We start from the raw sequence: 18,763 nt of genomic DNA, 5'->3' as shown, positions 1-18,763 counted from the left end.
CTATGGAAACCCGGCTTGTCCGGGTTTTTTTATGTTTGAATTTGGGTAATTTTACAGCTCAAGTTAAAAAATCGAAATTATGAAGATCACCGAATTTTTGAAGCATCATTATCGACATTTCAATGCTGCGGCACTCATCGATGCAGCCGAAGGTTATAAAACACATTTGGATGAAGGCGGGAAAATGATGGTCACCCTGGCCGGAGCCATGTCTACAGCTGAGCTGGGGATTTCTCTGGCTGAGATGATTCGACAGGACAAAGTACAAATCATTACCTGTACCGGAGCCAACCTAGAGGAAGATGTTTTCAACTTAGTTGCTCATGACTATTATGAGCGTATTCCAAACTACCGGGACTTGTCTCCTGAGCAAGAGCAAGATCTTTTGGATCGACACATGAACCGTGTGACAGATACTTGTATTCCGGAGATGGAAGCCATGCGTAGGATTGAAGATGTTATTTTGGAGGAATGGATGAAAGCTGATCAAGCAGGAGAGGCCTATTTCCCTCATGAGTTCTTTTATAAAATCTTACTTTCTGGTAAACTGGATGATTCTTTTCAGATTGATCCCAAAAACTCCTGGCTATTGGAAGCTGCTAAAAAGAACCTTCCTATTATCGTCCCGGGATGGGAGGATTCCACACTCGGCAATATGTTTGCAGGGCATGTGATCGCTGGAGATGTCAAAAACGTTCACACTGTCAGAAGTGGGATTGAGTATATGATGTTTTTGGCAGAATGGTATACAGAAAATGCTACCGAAGACAGTAAAGTTGGATTTTTCCAAATTGGCGGGGGAATTGCAGGAGACTTTCCTATCTGCGTGGTGCCTATGCTTCATCAAGACTTGCAGCGTGATAATGTACCACTTTGGGGATACTTCTGTCAGATATCTGATTCGACTACATCTTATGGATCATATTCCGGTGCAGTTCCAAATGAGAAAATCACTTGGGGTAAGCTAGGACTTGATACACCAAAATTTATCATTGAGTCAGATGCTACTATAGTAGCTCCGCTAGTCTTTGCGATCGTACTCGACCAATAATAAAATGTATAAACCTCAGTTTAATTTTCGGGCAGGCAGCTTATTTCTGCTTGCCTTTTTTGTTTCTCTCTCGGTATTTTCTCAACAAATCAAGAATCTGTCAGGGGCAAATACGCCCCAAGATGACATGAATCCGGTTTGGATAGGGGATGGCGTTTTGCTCTTTACCCGCGCTAATCATTTTCAGAATGTAGGGGGCATCAATGATCCGGGAGATATTTGGATGACCAAAAAAACTCCTGAAGGTGAATGGTCAGAGGCTATTCATCGGAAAGACCTAAGCACCGCAGGATATGATTTGGCCTTAGGCTTGGAGGATATTTTGACACTGTTGGTCTTTCATTCAGGCTCAGATCGTTTTGGGGTATTTCAGTATTCCAAATTCGGTCAAGAATGGAATTTTCTGCGTCGGGTATCTATGCCTGAAATCGAAAAATTCCAAGGTTCTGTCACTGGATCAGTTTCGAAGGGCGGAAAGTATATTTTTCTATCAGGAAATCGCTCTGATAGCCGTGGAAATGAAGACATATATGTGAGCGAAAAGCTTGGTCCTGTTCAATGGGCAGCACCAAAAAGCCTTGGATCTGCCATAAATACACCTGGTCAAGAAACTTCACCCTATTTTGACCCTAGTTCAGGACTGCTTTATTTTTCTTCAAATCTTCAATTAGGGGCTCAAGGGAAGGATATTTTCATTGCAAAAGTACTTTTGGAAGATCTTACTGAATGGAGTGCTGCACAGAAATGGGTTCAATTGAGCAGCCCTGGCTCAGAAAGTGCCGTTACGTTTATTTCGCCTACGGAGGTGGTTTGGACTACCACCCAAAACAGTGATGGATTCGCAGATTTGGTTACCTATGAGGAAATTACTCCACTAGAAATCCCAAATGAATTTAAGGCACCTGAGACAGTTGCCGTTTCACAGCAAAACCAATCTGAAAATGTGACTACGGTGACGGAATTAGCACCACTTTACCCATCTAGTGCTGTTGGAATGCCTGAAGTGAAGCTAATGGAAAAGTCGATTGAAATGGAGGAAGAGCCAGTGAGATGGTTGGTGATTGATCAGAAGAATAAGATTCGGGTGGAAAACTTCCGTCTAATGGCCAAAAGCGGCGAGGACTGGAAGGAAATTCCTGCACAAAATCAAAAAATAAGCGATCTCAAAGCCTCAGGCGTTCAACTTCTTCGGTTTGAAGCTGCTCAATTTTTCCCTACCTCGATTTCTTTGGCTGAATTAAAGACAAAAGAACCCAATGTGATTTTGATGACGAAAGCAGAAACTGGCAACAGTTTACTTTTGGACAAAGTCAATTTCAAACGAGGGACTGCAGATCTGGAAGAGGGAGATACTTTTGACTTCTTAGATCAGATTGTAGGCTTTTTGAGTGAAAACCCAGATTTGAAGATTCGGATAAGTGGTCATACAGATAGTGCGGGTGATCCTGGATTAAACAAGGCCCTTTCTCTAGATCGAGCTGGAGCTGTAAGGGATTATTTGGTTGATCAAGGTGTAGACTTTGAGAGACTACGTATCTCTGGATGGGGCGGCACCAGACCAATAGCCTCTAATGCAACAGAGGCTGGAAGAAGTAAAAATCGTCGTGTAGAGTTGACAATTGAAGATTAAAAAAGCGGTCCTAATTGGACCGCTTTTTTTGTGATTATAAGCTATAACCTTCTCGATAATTTCTTCTGACAAACTGGTTGGCTGGATCGAAATTGGTGATTTTCATATTTGGTCCATCCCATACCAATTTGATTCCTCTACCTGGATAGTCGAACTGATTGGCATTTCCATTTGGTCTAGGGACGCGATAGTCGTAGCTTCTAATGGCAAGATTTCCCATCAGTACTGATTCAGTAAGTGGTCCTGCCACACTGAAAGGCGAACTCAACTTTTTATACTCCTCTGATCCAAAGCCAGCAATACAAGCCTCTACCCAGTTGTTGTAGTGACCACTGTCCCCGCCAGGTACACGATACTCGGTTTCTGGGACATTGATATACTGATTCTTAGAGGTTGGTAGGAGTTTGGGATCTCGACCGTAGGTTGCACACATCATTTTTCCGGCAGTACCTTCGATGATTACTCCATTTCCTCCATCGCCCATGATTTCGTTAGGCTCGAGTTCTGCAGGTCTTGTAGGCTGAATGCCACCATCCATCCAGTGAAATTCCAGTTCTTTTCCACCTGCCATATCAAAGCGAAGGGTGATGTGTGAAGAAGGAGGGCAACTATCAGGGAAATATCCACGTTGGAATTCTCCTACATAAACAGAACCCACAGAGCATTCAGCAGATTTTGGATACCCAAGACCTAAGACCCTGAAAGGAGGTTCCATGATGTGGCAAGCCATATCTCCTAAGGCTCCTGTTCCATAATCCCACCATCCTCGCCAATTGAAGGGCACTAGATTTCCCACATAATCCCGGTAAGGGGCAGTACCTAGCCATAAATCCCAGTCTAAATCAGCCGGTGGAGTCACTCCTTCACTCGGCCAGGGAATTCCTTGTGGCCAAACTGGTCTATTGGTCCAAGAGTAGACCTTCGTCGCTTCTCCGATCAGTCCTGCATTGTACCATTCCACCATTTTGCGTACACCATCACCTGAGGAACCTTGATTTCCCATTTGGGTGACCACTTTATATTTCTCTGCAGCCTCTGTAAGCATTCTTGCTTCATAGATATCATGGCTTAGGGGTTTTTGAACGTAAACATGCTTTCCCATTTTCATAGCCATCATAGCCTGCACAGCATGCATGTGATCGGGAGTAGATACGGTCACTGCATCAATGTTGTCTTGCTCAGTTTCGAGCATTTTTCGGTAGTCTTTGTAATAAGCTGCCTTAGGATGGGCATCCCGGCTTCTTTTAGCACGAGTATCATCGACATCACATAGTGCCACGATATCGGCCTTGCCACTTCTGAAGACTCCACTTACGTCATTGAAGCCCATTCCTCCAACACCAATACCTGCCACCCGAAGTTTATCACTTGGGGCAACAAAACCCTGACCCCCCAAAACATGCCGTGGAACAATATAAAATCCTGAAAGCGCCAAAGCTGAGCTTTTTATAAAATTCCTCCTTGAAGTATCCGAGCCGTTTTTGTTTTCCTTCATATTATTTTATTTTCTATTGAATTTCAGGTTTCAAAATATTCAAAATAATCGCTTTTTCCTTCGAATATTTTGAGATTATTCGATTTCGGAAGGCTGAGTGGTTGAGTTTTTTTTTCGGCCGTAACCGTTGAAATCCCATTTGAGGGTTTTGGAAAGAAATTTTATAAAGGATCGGACATTTGAAAAAATTTAAATTAAGTTTAACCAAACAAATCAGACACTATGACCTATCAAAAGTCAATTATCGTACTCTTTTTGACCGCTTTGGTGTTCTCTTGCGGACCGAAAGGCCCCTCACTGGATGAGAGAGGTTTGATTCCTCTCCCCAAATCGGTCAGTAGTTCCAATGGTTCCTTTGAACTCACATCAGGAACATCCATTCAGCTTATTGGAGATCAGGCAAGTTTAGAACCATTAGCCCGACATTTTAATCAAAGCATCAAATCGGCAACTGGTTTTGAACTGGAAGTGGGTGATGGAGAAGGTCAAATCGTATTGGAATTATTTGGCGGAGCTTTGGATGATGAGTCTTATGAATTAGAAATAAGTTCAAGTCAGGCGAAGATTTCTGCAGATTCACCCGCTGGGATATTTTATGGCATTCAAACCTTGCTCCAAGCCTTCCCAAGTCAAATTTTAGCGAACAGCGCACAAAATGTAGCCTGGATAGCTCCAGCAGGAAAAATCCAAGATGATCCTGAGTACCCCTATAGAGGCTCCATGCTAGACGTAGCCAGACATTTCATTGGGATGGAGGATGTAAAGCATTACATCGATCAAATGGCGAGATTAAAATTGAACTACTTGCATCTTCACTTAACTGATGATCAAGGGTGGAGAATTGAGATCAAATCTTGGCCAAAGCTGACAGAGATAGGAGGAAAGACTGAAGTAGGAGGTGGAGAAGGAGGTTTTTTCACACAGGAAGATTACAAAGAAATCGTTCGCTACGCGCAAGAGCGATTTATTACCATCGTCCCGGAAATTGATATGCCAGGACATACAAATGCCGCTTTAGCATCTTATGGAGAGCTAAACCCAGGTATTAATTTGCCAGATGGCGATTTGAGTACGGTGAATAATCCTATGAAAGGATCAGAAATTGATTTTAATTCTAAATTGATTATCCGTCAGCCTGCTGAACTATACACAGGGATGGAAGTTGGTTTCAGTACTTTTGATACTGATTTGGAATTGACGTATCAGCTTGTAGACGATGTCGTCAGGGAACTCTCTGAAATCACCCCGGGGCCTTATTTTCATATCGGTGGAGACGAGTCTCACGTAACTCGAAAGGAAGACTACATCAAATTTGTTGAAAGAGTCCAGGATATCGTTCAGAAGCACGGGAAGATAAGTATTGGATGGGATGAGGTGGCTACTGCCAATCTTTTGCCTGGAAACATTGCACAGTTTTGGGCGATGGAGGATAATGCTGCCCTAGCTGTAGGACAGGGAAATCAGATTTTAATGTCGCCGGCTAAGAAAGCCTATCTCGATATGCAATATGATTCAACAAGCCGCATTGGTTTGCATTGGGCAGCATATATTGAATTGGATTCTGCATACCTCTGGGATCCGGCCACTTATTCTCAGAATATTGCGAAGTCTGATATTTTGGGCGTCGAAGCACCACTCTGGACGGAGACGGTCGAGGACAGAGCCGATATTGAATATTTAACTTTTCCAAGACTCGCGGCATTAGCCGAGGTGGCTTGGTCTCCCGGATCATCGAGAGATTGGGAAAGTTTTAAAAGTCGCGTTGCTCAACTTGGGGAAAGTTGGGAGGCTCAAGGAATTCAATTTTATAAATCCCCCAAAGTAGCTTGGTAATCAGGCGAAATTCTAAAAATCCCAGCTATCTCAGCTGGGATTTTCTTTATATGCCTCTCTCAAATCTTTGATTTTTGACGAATTTGGAGGTAATATGGTAGCTTATTTAGAATACACATCAAAAAGAAGTTGAACTATGGGAGACATTATTGTTTCATTTGCGAATTGGATTTGGGGTACGCCGATGCTCGTTTTATTGATGGGGGGCGGACTCATTCTTTTATTCCATTCCGGATTTGTTCCCTTTCGAAAAATAGGGCATGCAATCAGTCTACTTAGAGGGAAATACGATGATGATCTTGCTCCGGGACAGATTACTTCTTTTCAGGCATTGTCTGCTGCTATTGCGGCAACTGTAGGACTCGGAAATATCAGTGGAGTGGCTATTGCCATCAATATGGGAGGTCCAGGAGCTATTTTCTGGATGTGGATTTCCGCCTTCGTTGGAATGGCTACCAAGTATTACAGTTGCTCTTTGGCTATCATGTTTCGAGGGAAAGATTCCGCTGGGACAGTTCAAGGAGGCCCGATGTATGTCATTGAAGAGGGGATGGGTAAAAAATTCAAATTTCTATCCATCATTTTCTCAGTGGCAGGAGTGATTGGGTTGTTAGCCATATTTCAAGCCAATCAACTTTCGGCGGTTTTCAGAGCAGTAATGCTGGAACCTGCAGGTATCGAATCCACAGAGACTGTTCGGTGGATTATCGGTATCACGATGATGGTTTTGGTGGCTTTTGTTGTTTTGGGAGGCATCAAACGCATAGCAGCTGTAGCATCCCGACTAGTTCCTTTTATGGTGGTACTTTATTTTGTTACCGTTTTGATAATTGTGGGAAAGAATTTTGTGGATGTACCTGAAATGCTCTGGTTGATTATTTCTGATGCATTTACTGGAAAGGCTGCAGCCGGAGGCGTGGTAGGAGCGGTGATCATTACGGGAGCAAGAAGAGCAGCTTTCTCTAACGAGGCCGGAATTGGTACGGCTCCGATGGTCCATGGTGCCTCTAAAAATAGAGAGCCGATTCGGGAAGGTTTGATTGCGATGCTGGGACCATTTATTGATACCATTGTGGTTTGTACCTTGACGGCACTCGTGATCATGCTGACTGGAGTTTGGCAGACTACGGAAGCGGATGGAGTGAGATTGACATTGAATGCTTTTGAGTCAGCTTTACCAGGTATCGGTAAATATCTTCTGATGGCAGCCGTGTTGATCTTTGCGCTATCTACCATGTTTACCTACTCCTATTATGGACACAAGTGCTTCAATTACCTTTTTGGAGCAAAAAGAGCAGATTTCTACAATTATTTCTATTTGATCACCATTGTGGCTGGGGCAGTGGCTTCTCTAGAAGTGGTGATTAGCCTAGTAGATGGAATGTATGCGATCATGGCAATTCCTACGATGATTTCGACCATTTATTTAGCCCCAAAAGTCAAGGCCGCATACAAGGATTATTTTGAGCGGATGGATGCTTTAAAATGAAAGTCTTAATTGCTCCGAACGCTTTTAAAGGAACAATCTCTGCAAGTGATGCTGCTGAGATTATCGGGCAAACTGTAGCTAGTAAGTATCCAAATTCACAGGTCAAGAAGATACCGATCGCAGATGGGGGAGATGGTACTTGTGAGCTCTTGACCGAGTATTTGGAGCTAGAAAAAATAAGCGCTTGGTCGCTCGATCCATTTGGAAGTCCTGCTTTTGGTTCCTTTGGTTATGACTTTCAATCCAAAACTATCTACTTGGACGTTTCTACTGTCAGTGGAATCGGTTTGCTTGATAGTTCTGAATTAAATCCCCGTGTAGCTTCTACCTTCGGAACGGGTAAATTGATCCAAAAAGGGATAGAAATGGGTGCAGAGCACGTGATTCTTGGCCTTGGAGGAAGCGCTAGTATAGATTTAGGACTGGGCATCCTACAGGGTTTGGGATTTGTATTTTTAGATTCCTTGGGAAAGGAGATCGTTCCCTTCTCAGATCATTTGTTGAAAAAGTTGGCTTACGTGCAGTCTAACCCAAAGCTTTCAAAACTTACCTTTACCTGTCTCTGTGATGTCAGAAATACTTTTTTTGGAGCCACTGGAGCGATTCCTGTATTTGGACCTCAAAAAGGCCTTAGCTCGGATCAAATGGACTCCTTTTCAGAAGATGCAAATCGTATCATACAGCTTCTCTATCAAAAGGCAAAAAAGCCATTTGAAGATTGTACAGGATTTGGTGCGGCTGGAGGAATTGCATTGGGATTAAATGCATTTTTCTCAACCGAAATCAAATTTGGAGCTGCCTATTTTTTTGATCAGGTAGCCATGGAAAAAGAGGTTCAGTCAAGCGATATCGTTTTGACGGGAGAAGGTAGGTTTGATCAACAATCTAAAGAAGGAAAAGGGTGTTTTGAACTGCTACAAATATGCAAGAAATACCAAAAGCCATGCCACCTTATTACTTCAGGTAATGATGGTCAAGGTTTTGGATTTGAATCTGTTATGAAATTACCTGAATTAGATTTTTCTCAAATAGACTATAAGAAAAAAGCAGCTGAAAATCTGAAGCTTACCTTAGAAAAGAAATTGACTATTTAGACTCTCTGGTAGTCACCTTTCCAATTCTTGATTTTCATTTTGATTTCTTTCGGGCTGTAGTTTTTTTCGATTGTCTCTTCAATCAGAGGAAGCAATTCTTCATCGCTGGCAAATCGTAGGGCAATTATTTGACCTCCTTTAAGTTTTTCCTCTTTTTCCCGAAATGCCTTGCCACTAAGTTCGGCATAGCGAGCCCTCATTTCCGCAAAAATGATCCGATTTTGGTTTTTGAGCGCATAGATCCTGGACAACATGGGAAGTGACAGAACCATAATTGCTAAAATAAAGGATTTGATGCTTTCTGCAATCGCTTCAGAACTTGAAAAATCTAAATCGATTAGTGTCCAAATAAAAAAAGCTAAGGATAGGGGTGCTAAGAAAAAATGATGAAACGGAAAATACCGTGCGTGATTCGAGTAATCTTGTTTTTTGTCCATAAATAAAAAAAGGGCAGAAGCCCTTTTGTTAAGATTATTTTTTACCCTTTGAGAAGGTTTTACGTGCATCCATTGCTGAAAGACCCGCGCCTAATCCGATCAAAATCACAACAATCAGTAAGAATAGCTGAGCGCCGGAGGCAATAGGTGAACTGAAGATATCCAATAGAATCATGAGCTTGATATTTGTTGTTTAATTCAAGGTTCGAAGATAAAGGACCAGGCCCAAAATACCAACAAGTTCTTGGGCCTTGTCACTTAAAATTCGTCGTCGAAGTCTTCGTCCTCTTCTTCGTCAAAATCATCTTCTTCTTCATCAAAGTCCATGATGTTGTCATCGACAAACTCGGATTCTTCATCTAGATCGTACTCGTCTTCAAATTCGGAGTCAAAATCATCATCAGAATCGAAGTCATCTAATTCATCAAAATCATCTTCGAAATCTTCCATAAGATTGTGGTTTAAGTGAAAACGATGCAAATAAATTAAAAAAACAAATTGCTCAATACACCGGAATTGAATTTTTTTCAACTCTTTCCAAAATTTCAGAGGACTGTTGTTTTTCCCATTTTTCACGGAGTACCCTAGCCCAAGTTTCAAGATAGAATACCACATCTTCGCGCTTGTTTTGACTAAGCGACTGCTTTCTTTCGAATGGAATACGCTCCAGTACTTCTGGCGCAGAAAGTCTCTCTAGATGTCCGAGATCATCTAAGGTCAATCCAAAATCCAACATTCGCTGAATAACAAGATCGATGGGATAACCGCTTGTAGGGCAAAACTCTAATATTTGATCATTCCAATCACCGGAGCGCTCCATTGCATATCTGTGAATTTCTGCTTTTGAAAAAGGTGTAAGTTCTTGAGCAAGATTTCCGCAGTTGCATGCGCCCATGTGTCCCCATTGATAGCTTGACCCTCCATCTTTAAGTTTCTTGGCCGTCCGCTCGATTGCTCCAATTAATTCGGGTTGAATTGGTCTCATAGTTTTTACTTATTTTGATAAAAATAAAACCAATCCTGAAAACGAATGTTCCGATCTCTCAAAAAGATTTTCTAAAAAGCCAAAAAAAAATTCCCGTCTGGGAATTTGTCAATTTTAATTGAAGATATTTTGAATGTACTTTTTCACCAGCGGCTTAGATAGGTAGTCTTTTACACATTGATATTGACTGGCTTTATTAATATCGCGCTCATCTACTGAACTGCTTAAAATGTAAATTTCCGCTTCTGTATCGCTAGGGTTGAACCGATCAAGAAAATCCCAGCCGTTCATCTCAGGCATATTCAGATCTAAAAAAAGGTAATGGGGCTTAATGCTCGATATTTCCTGAAGAGCTTCTTTTGCACTTTGATATTTGAAAAACTGACAAGCCTGGCTTACATTCTTGGAAATAAGCTTTTCAGTCACAAATGTGCTGATAGGATCGTCGTCTATGAGAACAATAGTTAGCATTAAAATGCAAAATCGGGGTGCTGAATTACAATTAATATAATACAAAATTACAATCTTCTGCTCAAATAGCAAATAACCGGCCAAATAACTTTGTAATTTTTAGTGAATCTTCACACCCTTCCAATGAAAGAGTAGGAGTATCTCAATAATTGATGTAACTATTTTCTAATTCTCTAAGAAATCAATCTCTGAAATAAAGCGTTCAACAACTTTTTCAGTGGTTTTTAAAACTTTTTTCTCTTTATACTTTGGACTGTTTACCTCTGTCACACCAGTCAGAGTCATTAAAAATTTGTCTTTTTCCGGATCAATAAAATCTATGATTACCTGTAGGAGTTCATAATTGTCTGTCCGCGGAGGATCATTGTAGGGGGAATAAGGATTGAACATCCAAGGATCCCAAACCCGCATTCCCCAAAATGGGTAGGGATTGTTAAAACTGTTTATTTCTCGTTGCCTCAAGTCTTCATTAGAAGTGTAGCGAATGATAAGATCAGGTTTGACTCGATCGTAGGTAAGACCCTGACTTTCGAAAGACTCGCGAATTTTGTCCTGGACTTTTGCATCTAAAAACTGGGCTGAAAAGCCATTCATATTCATCTCAGCATTGACGATCACGAAGGAATTGTATTTTGCTGATAAGGGAAGCTCCGTGTTCTCTTTAAAAATTTCTATGCTACTACACGATTGTATGACCACCATCAAAAAGATAGTCCAACCAATTGAAAATTTTCCTTTAAGCATTTCAGAGTATTTTTACCTTTCAATCAAATCACAAATCCTAAACCAATTTTGGCATTTTATGCAAGGAATTTGAAATCTTATTTTCCTACCTAAAATGTATAACTAATTTTGGAGAAATTTCGCGACATGAGCAGACCTGATTTTGATGATATTTTTATGGAGTTGGCCGTCAACTTGGCAAAGCGTTCTCATTGCATCAAAAAGCATGTAGGTGCCGTCTTAACAAAAGATACGAGAATTATTTCTATTGGATACAATGGGCCGCCGGCTGGTACGCACAACTGTGATTTGGAATTTCCTGATACCGGATGTGCACGAGACAGTAAGGGGAGTTGCTCGCTTGCCCTGCATGCCGAGCAAAATGCGATTTTATATGCAGTTAAAAATAATACATCAGTAGAAGGATCGACCCTCTATGTAACCCTAGCTCCGTGCCTTCCTTGTGCCAGGATTATTTTTTCTATGGGAATAGCTAAAGTGGTTTACCTATTTTCCTACGCAGAATACAAGGGGATTGGAAGTGATGAAGGCGTTGATTTCTTACGAAAGTTTGGGGTTCAGGTGGACCGTTATCATAAGGAATTAGCGGTGCATGATCCTCTGATTTAAATAAAATTGACTTCAGGGCTTAATTTAATTCCGAACTTTTCTTCCACACTTTGTTGAATCTCTTGGGAGAGTTCTTGAATTTCTTTTCCTTTTCCTTTTCCAAAATTGACCAAAACCAAAGCTTGTTTGTTGTGGACACCAATGTCATTTCGCCTAAAGCCTTTCCAACCAGCCTGATCGATGAGCCAAGCAGCAGGGACTTTAATGCCCTCATCCACCTTATAGCCCGGGATTTCGGGGAATTGATCTTTTAGCTTTTCAAAAGTAGATTCTGAAATAGTTGGGTTTTTAAAAAACGATCCCGCATTGCCTATTTCAGATGGATTGGGAAGTTTGGACTGACGAATGGCAATCACTGCATCAGATACCTCCTTAATTCCAGGGTTCTCAGCTTTCATTTCTACCAAAGTATCTTTTATAGCTCCATAGCTGATATTGATCAAAGGAATTTTCGAAAGTTGAAAGACGACCTCACAAATAATATACTTGTCTTTAAGTCTATGCTTGAAGACACTTTCCCGATAGCCAAATTGACATTCTTCTGCAGAAAAGGTTTCCAGTTCTAAGGTTTTTCGATTTAAGGCTCTCAGGTGATGAAACACTTGTTGGATTTCAACGCCGTATGCACCGATATTTTGCATCGGGGAGGCGCCTACTGTTCCCGGAATGAGTGAAAGATTTTCTATTCCTGCCCAATTTTGAGCAATTGCATAAAGAACAAATTCATGCCAGTTTTCACCGGCACCAACTGATACAAGTACTTTTTCGGAATCCTCTTCTACTACCTTAATCCCTTTAAGCTCCAACTTGATCACCAAGCCCATAAAATCCTGTGTCAGAAGGATATTACTTCCTCCGCCTAGGATAAGAATGGGGATAGTTTGAGCCTCCGCAAATAGAAGGGCCTCTTTTAATTCCGCGAGTCCTGAGACTTTTGTAAAAAATCTTGCTTTTGCGTCTATGCCAAAAGTATTGTATGGTTTTAGCGACGTGTTTTCTTGTATATTCATGGGCTGTATCTCTGCAAAGAAAAAGTTTTTTAATGAAAATAGAACCGAATTCCCAAGAGGATTTATGAAAGAATTAAGTATTAACGGAGTCAAGATCCGACCTGGCCAATCTGTCAACATAGAAATCCCAATCGCAAAGCTTCCTACTCATACGCTGATTGATCTTCCGATCTTTATAAGGTCTGCGAAAGAGCCTGGTCCTGTGGTTTTAATCACAGGTGGAGTACATGGTGACGAGATCAATGGGATAGTGACTGCTAGAAGGATTTTGGATGAAATTGATGCCGGCCTGGACTTGCTTTTGGGTACTGTCATCATCATTCCCTTGGTCAATATTTATGGTTTTCTATCAAATAGCAGAACTTTTCCTGATGGACGAGATCTAAACAGAAGCTTCCCTGGAAGTAAAAAAGGCTCCCTTGCAGGGCAAATTGCTTACATATTGAGCGAAGAGATTATTCCTCAGATTGATTTGGGGATAGATTTTCACACAGGGGGACGAATGCTAGCCAATCAACCACAGGTTCGGGTAGATTTTAAGGATAAAAAGGCCTGGAAATTAGCTGAGGTCTTCGGGACCTATTATGTAGTCAATTCGAAATTGATTGATAAGTCTTTTCGAAAAACCGCTTATTCGGCCGGAAAGCAACTGATTGTATTTGAAGGAGGGGAATCCATGCGAATCGACGAATTATCAACGGATGAAGGTGTTGCTGGTACTAAACGAATTCTTCATCATCTTGGTATGATTGAGGAAAACCCCGAAAGGAGAGAAACCATTGTTCTGAAGGAATCTTCCTGGATCAGAGCAAAATCATCAGGAATTTTTAATGCCTCTGTGAAAGCAGGGGATCAAGTAAAAAAGGGACAGATATTAGCAAGGATTACCGATCCTTACGGCCAAATTAAAATCCCAGTCAAAGCTCCTTCTGATGGCCATATAATTGGCTTAAATAATTTACCAGTAATTAACGTGGGAGAGGCTCTGATTCATTTGGGAAAGGAGGGATGATTTTATAAATTTAAGACTTACTAATTTTTGATTCATGAGTCTTTTGAAGCAGTATCAATCGATACGCTCCCATTCTGTAAATCTATGTAAAAACCTCCTAATTGAAGATTTTAGCCTACAGGCATCAGAGGAAGTGAGCCCTCCAAAGTGGCACCTCGCTCATACCACTTGGTTTTTTGAGCAGTTTATTTTGGTTAATTATCTAAAAGGATATCAGGTAAAACACCCACAGTTTAACTTCCTTTTCAATTCCTACTATAATGCAATGGGCAGAAGGACGGCGAGAAACCAGCGCGGTCTCATGACAAGACCTGCTGTCAGTGAAGTCTTTGAATACCGAGCGTATGTGGATGAAGCGATGTCTCAATTAATCCAGGATGCTAAGGAAGAGGTGGTGAAACTCATCACCTTGGGACTCAATCATGAGCAGCAGCATCAGGAGCTTCTGATCACGGATTTGAAATATTCCCTTTGGCACAATCCTCTTGAACCTGCAGTCATGGATATTCAGGAATATAGTACTGAAGCTAAAAGTCACTGGATCGATGTGAAGGAGGGAATCTACGAAATCGGTTATAGTGGTAATGATTTTTGCTTTGACAATGAGCTAAGGGTGCATAGGGTATTCTTAGAACCATTTTCTATCGCCTCTTCCTTAGTCACAAATGGAGAATATTTGGAATTTATGGAATCTGGAGCTTATGAAGAATCTAGGTATTGGCATGATGAAGGATGGTCATGGGTTCAAAATCAATCCCAAAAAGCTCCTCTTTATTGGGAGAAAGTTGACGGAAAATGGACTTATTACACGCTTGCAGGTCGCAAAGACCTTGACTTTGAAGCAAGCTTAGCACATGTCAACTTTTATGAAGCATCCGCTTTTGCGGCATGGAAAGGAGCGAGACTACCCACGGAGTTTGAATGGGAAGTAGCCCAACCTGAATTTTCTTGGGGAAAACGCTGGGAATGGACCAATTCGGCCTATTTGCCTTATCCCGGGTTTAGTATTGCTCCAGGTGCTTTGGGAGAGTACAATGGTAAATTTATGGTAAACCAGATGGTTTTACGCGGTGCTTCTGTCGCTACCTCCGAGAATCACTCTCGACCTACTTACAGAAATTTTTTCCACCCACAATTTAGATGGCAGTTTATGGGCATTCGCCTTGCCAAATCCCTTTAAAAAATGACTGATTCCGATTCTAAGAAAAATGCATTCCTGAGCGAAGTGCTTTCAGGGCTTAATCAATATCCAAAGCGACTCTCCTCCAAATACTTCTATGATGAAAAAGGGGATAAGCTCTTTCAAAAAATCATGTCCCTTCCGGAATATTATCTAACCAGAAAGGAGTTTGAAATTTTGGAAAGACAGCATGAAGCCATTTTTTCAGCAATTCTCAAAGTGACACATGATTTTAATTTGGTGGAACTTGGTGCCGGTGATGGATTGAAAACTCGGATTTTGCTCCGATACCTCAAATCTAAACCTGATGTCAATTTCACTTACTTTCCGGTTGATTTTTCCGGTTCGGTACTCAAGGAATTAGAAGAAAAGACACTTCGTGAGCTTCCTGGGATCGATATAAAGCCACTTCAATCTTCTTACAGGGAGGCAATGAAATTGAGGCCTTGGGAGAATGGCAAGCCCACGCTAACACTTTTTTTGGGATCGAATATTGGGAATTTTGACCTTGATGAAGCGAAGGATATTCTGAACCAAATTGCTGCTGGATGTCAAACGCACGATTGGCTATTGCTGGGTATCGACTTAAAGAAAGACCCGGAAATAATCTTGAAGGCTTATAATGACTCCCACGGAGTGACGAAGGAATTTAATTTCAATCTTTTGGATCGAATCAATCGGGAGTTGTCTGCAAACTTTGACCGGAATAACTTTAAGCATTGGCCGACTTATAACCCGATTACCGGTGAATGTCGCAGCTATTTAGTCTCCTTAAAAAATCAGCAGGTCACCTTCTCCGAAGCTGGAAAAATCGTTTCTTTTGAGGCTTTTGAACCTATTTGGACAGAGACAAGTAGGAAGTATGGAATCAGTGAAATTCAGTCTCTTGCCGCAAATGCTGGCTTTAAGGTTATTGACTTTTTTAATGATACGGAAGATTACTTTACTGATGTCCTTTGGCAAAGGGTATAAAAAAAGCAGGATTTTGATATCCTGCTTTTGCTAGTTTTATGAGAAATACTGTTTCAGTCCTTCTAGCCTTTTCGTTAATTCCTGCTCCACTTTCCGATAGTCAGATACATTTTCTAAAGGTGCACTGACTGAGAAATAGTATTTGATTTTTGGTTCTGTACCGGAAGGTCTTGCAGAAATCTTACTACCATCTTCCAAATAGAATTGCATGACATTGGAAGAGTCCAAATCAAGTTTTTCTTTTTTACCGCTCTTGACATGCTGAATCGTGCTTTCCTTGACATCATAGATGGTTTCTACAGCTATTCCATCCATGGTTTTGGGAGGATTGGTTCTGAAGTCCATCATCAAAGCCTGAATCTGTTCTGCTCCGTCTTTACCCTTTTTGGTGATAGAAATCAATGATTCTTTGTAAAAACCGAATTGCTGATATACTTCTGCCAAGACTTCAAAAACGGTTTTTCCCTGCGTTTTGTAATAGGCAATTGCCTCTGCGACCATGGCACAAGCACTTACGCCGTCTTTGTCACGGACAAAATCTCCCACCAAATAACCATAGGATTCCTCTCCGCCTCCAATGAAGGTTTCTTTTCCCTCGAGATCACGAATGATTGCTGCGATATTTTTAAATCCGGTCAATACATTGAAGCATTTCACTCCAAATCCCTCAGCAATGCGATTGATCAACTCAGTAGTTACGATGGTATTAACCATAAACTGCTTTCCGTTCAACTTTCCTGCTTCTTTCCACTTGCTGAGGAGATAATAGGTGAGAAGGGTGCCTGTTTGATTTCCATTTAGCAATTCAAACTCGCCTTCTTCATTTGGGACAACGGCTGCGTAGCGATCACCATCCGGATCACATGCCAAAATCAGTTCTGCACTTACTTTTTTTCCTAATTCGATTGACATTGCCAGTGCCTCAGCTTCTTCTGGATTTGGGTAGATCACAGTTGGAAAGGTGCCATCCGGCTCTGCTTGCTCCTTGACAACATGGATATTTTCAAAACCAAATGCCTCCAAAGCTTCAGGTACCATTTTGCCGGAAGCTCCATGGATAGGAGAGAAAACTATCGGCATATCCTTCTGCTTTTGAATAGCTGATGGTTCCAGACTAAGGCCTTTTACTTTATCCAAATAGATTTGGTCAAAATCCTCTTCGATATACTCGATCAAGTCATCATTTTTATCCCAATTAACGAGATCAAAAGAGGTGATTTTTTGTACCTCAGTGATGATGTTTTTGTCATGTGGAGCGACTACTTGAGCTCCATCTTCCCAATAGGCTTTGTATCCATTGTACTCCTTGGGGTTGTGAGAGGCAGTGATCATGACACCACTTTTGCATCCAAAATGCCTTACTGCAAATGAAAGCATGGGAGTAGGTCGCATTTCGCGGAAGTAATATACCTTGATGCTATTGGCAGTGAACACATCCGCTGTGGTTTTTGCAAAAAGAGTGTTATTGATTCGGCTGTCGTGAGTGATGACCACGCTGATGGAGTCATGTGGAAAAGATGCTAAAAGGTAATTAGCAAGTCCTTGTGTGGCCATAGCCACGGTGTAGATATTCATTCGGTTGGTGCCGACGCCCATCAATCCTCGGAGTCCACCAGTCCCAAATTCCAGATCTTGATAAAAAGAGTCTATAAATTCTTTAGGATCTTCGTCCTGAAGTTTTCGTATGGCCGATTTGGTTTCTTCATCAACATTTCCTTGAAGCCAGCTTTGGGCTTTTACTAAGATTGCAGGGTCTATCGTAGTCATTTCTTTAAAAATTGTTTGTGCGATTCTAAGATATGTAAAATGTCAAAAAATGCCATTTAATCTCCTTAAATCCATTCCTAAAATAAACCTTCTTCTTGCAAATCGATTTTCTAGAGGCCCGGTTATTGTTACAAGCCATTTTGGTTTCTAATTCATCAAGAAAAAAGTACTTTAGCATTCTCATCACCCCAATATGTTTACAAACTCTGTTTTTACATTTCTGATCATTTGGAACAGTCTTTTTGTAATCCCATTTTCGAGCGGTTCGGAAGACATTAAAAAGTCAACGATTGTCGTTCGTGAATCAACCATCGATCTACAAATACGAGTTGAGGATAAGATCTTTGTATTTGCTAAAGCATCCGGAGGGCTCGAAAAAGTGAAGGTTGGGATGCATGTTCTTCCTTTCGCTCAGATTCCTGAATTAGAAGGCATCGAAAGTGCTTTTGACTCCTACAGTTGGAAGAGAAATAAGGACGGTTCGATACAGGTCAAATCATTCTATTTACCGGAATCCATCGTGCTTACCTGGACGATTTTTGGAGATGGTAGATTGAAGCTAGAGGCAGAGGGTTCAAATGCACTTACTAGTAAATCACTCGGTTTAAAATTTGATATTGAGGAGGACCGTTTGGAAAATGCTTCTTGGCAAAATAAGATCAAGGAGTTTGGAGAAATTGACTTGAAAACCAATCAGCTGACTAGTTCAAACCTAGTAGTCGAATCTTTTGAGAGTCTGAAGCTTGATTTTACAGCTGTTTCTGTGCGAGTTTCTACAATGGTTGGGGAATCGGTCTTGAAGTTCACTCCAAGCAGCCAAAGTGACGAAAGGGTTGAGAATTCGGACTTGAGCTTCCAGTTTATGTTCCAGCCAAGCCAGCAGTCATTGCAACCCAACTCATCTAAGGAGATTGCAAATGAAAGTCAGTCAAACTTGAATCCAGTTTCGCTCTGGTTTGACTTTCATTAAAACGATTAGCAAGT

The 18,763-nt window shown here is 41.3% G+C and carries 18 protein-coding genes; 10 read left to right on the top strand and 8 right to left on the bottom strand.

From position 1 onward, the window contains the following. Positions 1-79: 79 nt before the first annotated feature. Both G457_RS0106390 and G457_RS0106385 read left to right on the top strand, forming a co-directional pair. Positions 80-1,051, top strand: a complete 972-nt coding sequence (locus G457_RS0106390; protein ID WP_026945731.1) for a deoxyhypusine synthase family protein — start codon at positions 80-82, stop codon at positions 1,049-1,051. Between the two features lie 4 nt (positions 1,052-1,055). Then, positions 1,056-2,681, top strand: coding sequence for an OmpA family protein (locus tag G457_RS0106385; RefSeq protein ID WP_026945730.1), 1,626 nt, complete (start codon positions 1,056-1,058; stop codon positions 2,679-2,681). 34 nt (positions 2,682-2,715) lie between these two features. On the opposite strand, the gene G457_RS0106380 is transcribed toward G457_RS0106385, so the two are convergent. Then, a complete protein-coding gene (locus G457_RS0106380; protein ID WP_026945729.1) occupies positions 2,716-4,176 on the bottom strand; it encodes a Gfo/Idh/MocA family protein in 1,461 nt (486 codons plus the stop codon). A 222-nt stretch (positions 4,177-4,398) separates the two neighbouring features. Between G457_RS0106380 and G457_RS0106370 the strand changes: the two genes are divergently transcribed. The 3 genes from G457_RS0106370 (at position 4,399) to G457_RS0106360 (ending at position 8,592) form a co-directional block, all read left to right on the top strand. Continuing rightward, a complete protein-coding gene (locus G457_RS0106370) occupies positions 4,399-6,009 on the top strand; it encodes a beta-N-acetylhexosaminidase (protein ID WP_035483332.1) in 1,611 nt (536 codons plus the stop codon). Positions 6,010-6,145: 136 nt separating this feature from the next. Beyond that, the gene (locus G457_RS0106365) at positions 6,146-7,498 is read left to right on the top strand and encodes an alanine/glycine:cation symporter family protein (protein ID WP_026945726.1); all 1,353 of its coding nucleotides are present in this window, start codon (positions 6,146-6,148) and stop codon (positions 7,496-7,498) included. Further along, the gene (locus tag G457_RS0106360) at positions 7,495-8,592 is read left to right on the top strand and encodes a glycerate kinase family protein (RefSeq protein WP_026945725.1); all 1,098 of its coding nucleotides are present in this window, start codon (positions 7,495-7,497) and stop codon (positions 8,590-8,592) included. The genes G457_RS0106365 and G457_RS0106360 overlap by 4 nt, the downstream gene beginning before the upstream one ends. Here the strand turns inward: G457_RS0106360 and G457_RS0106355 are convergent. The 5 genes from G457_RS0106355 to G457_RS0106335 form a co-directional block, all read right to left on the bottom strand. After that, the gene (locus G457_RS0106355; RefSeq protein ID WP_026945724.1) at positions 8,589-9,029 is read right to left on the bottom strand and encodes a DUF6526 family protein; all 441 of its coding nucleotides are present in this window, start codon (positions 9,027-9,029) and stop codon (positions 8,589-8,591) included. The genes G457_RS0106360 and G457_RS0106355 overlap by 4 nt on opposite strands. A gap of 258 nt (positions 9,030-9,287) precedes the next feature. Continuing rightward, on the bottom strand, positions 9,288-9,479 hold the full coding sequence (locus G457_RS0106350) for a hypothetical protein (RefSeq protein ID WP_026945723.1): 192 nt from the start codon (positions 9,477-9,479) through the stop codon (positions 9,288-9,290). Positions 9,480-9,531: 52 nt separating this feature from the next. After that, positions 9,532-10,014 (bottom strand): hypothetical protein, encoded by a 483-nt coding sequence (locus G457_RS0106345; RefSeq protein ID WP_026945722.1) that lies wholly within the window; start codon positions 10,012-10,014, stop codon positions 9,532-9,534. 114 nt (positions 10,015-10,128) lie between these two features. Then, positions 10,129-10,485, bottom strand: coding sequence for a response regulator (locus G457_RS0106340; protein ID WP_026945721.1), 357 nt, complete (start codon positions 10,483-10,485; stop codon positions 10,129-10,131). Positions 10,486-10,650: 165 nt separating this feature from the next. Further along, positions 10,651-11,229 (bottom strand): DUF4136 domain-containing protein, encoded by a 579-nt coding sequence (locus G457_RS0106335; RefSeq protein ID WP_051260730.1) that lies wholly within the window; start codon positions 11,227-11,229, stop codon positions 10,651-10,653. Positions 11,230-11,355: 126 nt separating this feature from the next. Between G457_RS0106335 and G457_RS0106330 the strand changes: the two genes are divergently transcribed. Then, positions 11,356-11,838, top strand: coding sequence for a deoxycytidylate deaminase (locus tag G457_RS0106330; RefSeq protein ID WP_026945719.1), 483 nt, complete (start codon positions 11,356-11,358; stop codon positions 11,836-11,838). Here G457_RS0106330 and murB read toward each other — a convergent pair. After that, a complete protein-coding gene (gene murB, locus G457_RS0106325) occupies positions 11,835-12,848 on the bottom strand; it encodes a UDP-N-acetylmuramate dehydrogenase (protein WP_026945718.1) in 1,014 nt (337 codons plus the stop codon). The two genes, G457_RS0106330 and murB, sit on opposite strands and share 4 nt — an antisense overlap. Positions 12,849-12,912: 64 nt before the next feature. Here murB and G457_RS0106320 point away from each other — a divergent pair, with 64 nt between their 5' ends. From G457_RS0106320 to egtD, 3 genes are read left to right on the top strand one after another with little or no spacing between them, the layout of a single operon-like run. Then, a complete protein-coding gene (locus G457_RS0106320) occupies positions 12,913-13,860 on the top strand; it encodes a succinylglutamate desuccinylase/aspartoacylase family protein (protein WP_026945717.1) in 948 nt (315 codons plus the stop codon). A gap of 34 nt (positions 13,861-13,894) precedes the next feature. Beyond that, a complete protein-coding gene (gene egtB, locus G457_RS0106315) occupies positions 13,895-15,040 on the top strand; it encodes an ergothioneine biosynthesis protein EgtB (RefSeq protein ID WP_026945716.1) in 1,146 nt (381 codons plus the stop codon). Between the two features lie 3 nt (positions 15,041-15,043). Continuing rightward, positions 15,044-16,012: an L-histidine N(alpha)-methyltransferase gene (egtD, locus tag G457_RS0106310; protein ID WP_026945715.1), complete on the top strand. Its 969-nt coding sequence runs from the start codon at positions 15,044-15,046 to the stop codon at positions 16,010-16,012. Positions 16,013-16,048: 36 nt separating this feature from the next. On the opposite strand, the gene G457_RS0106305 is transcribed toward egtD, so the two are convergent. After that, on the bottom strand, positions 16,049-17,779 hold the full coding sequence (locus G457_RS0106305; RefSeq protein ID WP_026945714.1) for a phospho-sugar mutase: 1,731 nt from the start codon (positions 17,777-17,779) through the stop codon (positions 16,049-16,051). A 193-nt stretch (positions 17,780-17,972) separates the two neighbouring features. On the opposite strand from G457_RS0106305, the gene G457_RS0106300 reads away from it, so the two are divergent. Then, on the top strand, positions 17,973-18,749 hold the full coding sequence (locus G457_RS0106300) for a hypothetical protein (RefSeq protein WP_026945713.1): 777 nt from the start codon (positions 17,973-17,975) through the stop codon (positions 18,747-18,749). The last annotated feature ends 14 nt before the right edge of the window (positions 18,750-18,763 follow it).

The organism is Algoriphagus marincola DSM 16067, assembly GCF_000429405.1.
Classification (GTDB): Bacteria; Bacteroidota; Bacteroidia; order Cytophagales; family Cyclobacteriaceae; genus Algoriphagus; species Algoriphagus marincola.
Note: the sequence above shows the minus strand (reverse complement) of the source record. Positions and strands in the feature narration are given on the sequence as shown.

Excerpts from the sequence above, each read along its gene's own strand:
- G457_RS0106390 (WP_026945731.1), top strand. The coding sequence starts at position 80 with ATGAAGATCACCGAATTTTTGAAGCATCATTATCGACATTTCAATGCT.
- G457_RS0106385 (WP_026945730.1), top strand. The coding sequence starts at position 1,056 with ATGTATAAACCTCAGTTTAATTTTCGGGCAGGCAGCTTATTTCTGCTT.
- G457_RS0106380 (WP_026945729.1), bottom strand. The coding sequence starts at position 4,176 with ATGAAGGAAAACAAAAACGGCTCGGATACTTCAAGGAGGAATTTTATA.
- G457_RS0106370 (WP_035483332.1), top strand. The coding sequence starts at position 4,399 with ATGACCTATCAAAAGTCAATTATCGTACTCTTTTTGACCGCTTTGGTG.
- G457_RS0106365 (WP_026945726.1), top strand. The coding sequence starts at position 6,146 with ATGGGAGACATTATTGTTTCATTTGCGAATTGGATTTGGGGTACGCCG.
- G457_RS0106360 (WP_026945725.1), top strand. The coding sequence starts at position 7,495 with ATGAAAGTCTTAATTGCTCCGAACGCTTTTAAAGGAACAATCTCTGCA.
- G457_RS0106355 (WP_026945724.1), bottom strand. The coding sequence starts at position 9,029 with ATGGACAAAAAACAAGATTACTCGAATCACGCACGGTATTTTCCGTTT.
- G457_RS0106350 (WP_026945723.1), bottom strand. The coding sequence starts at position 9,479 with ATGGAAGATTTCGAAGATGATTTTGATGAATTAGATGACTTCGATTCT.
- G457_RS0106345 (WP_026945722.1), bottom strand. The coding sequence starts at position 10,014 with ATGAGACCAATTCAACCCGAATTAATTGGAGCAATCGAGCGGACGGCC.
- G457_RS0106340 (WP_026945721.1), bottom strand. The coding sequence starts at position 10,485 with ATGCTAACTATTGTTCTCATAGACGACGATCCTATCAGCACATTTGTG.
- G457_RS0106335 (WP_051260730.1), bottom strand. The coding sequence starts at position 11,229 with ATGCTTAAAGGAAAATTTTCAATTGGTTGGACTATCTTTTTGATGGTG.
- G457_RS0106330 (WP_026945719.1), top strand. The coding sequence starts at position 11,356 with ATGAGCAGACCTGATTTTGATGATATTTTTATGGAGTTGGCCGTCAAC.
- murB (WP_026945718.1), bottom strand. The coding sequence starts at position 12,848 with ATGAATATACAAGAAAACACGTCGCTAAAACCATACAATACTTTTGGC.
- G457_RS0106320 (WP_026945717.1), top strand. The coding sequence starts at position 12,913 with ATGAAAGAATTAAGTATTAACGGAGTCAAGATCCGACCTGGCCAATCT.
- egtB (WP_026945716.1), top strand. The coding sequence starts at position 13,895 with ATGAGTCTTTTGAAGCAGTATCAATCGATACGCTCCCATTCTGTAAAT.
- egtD (WP_026945715.1), top strand. The coding sequence starts at position 15,044 with ATGACTGATTCCGATTCTAAGAAAAATGCATTCCTGAGCGAAGTGCTT.
- G457_RS0106305 (WP_026945714.1), bottom strand. The coding sequence starts at position 17,779 with ATGACTACGATAGACCCTGCAATCTTAGTAAAAGCCCAAAGCTGGCTT.
- G457_RS0106300 (WP_026945713.1), top strand. The coding sequence starts at position 17,973 with ATGTTTACAAACTCTGTTTTTACATTTCTGATCATTTGGAACAGTCTT.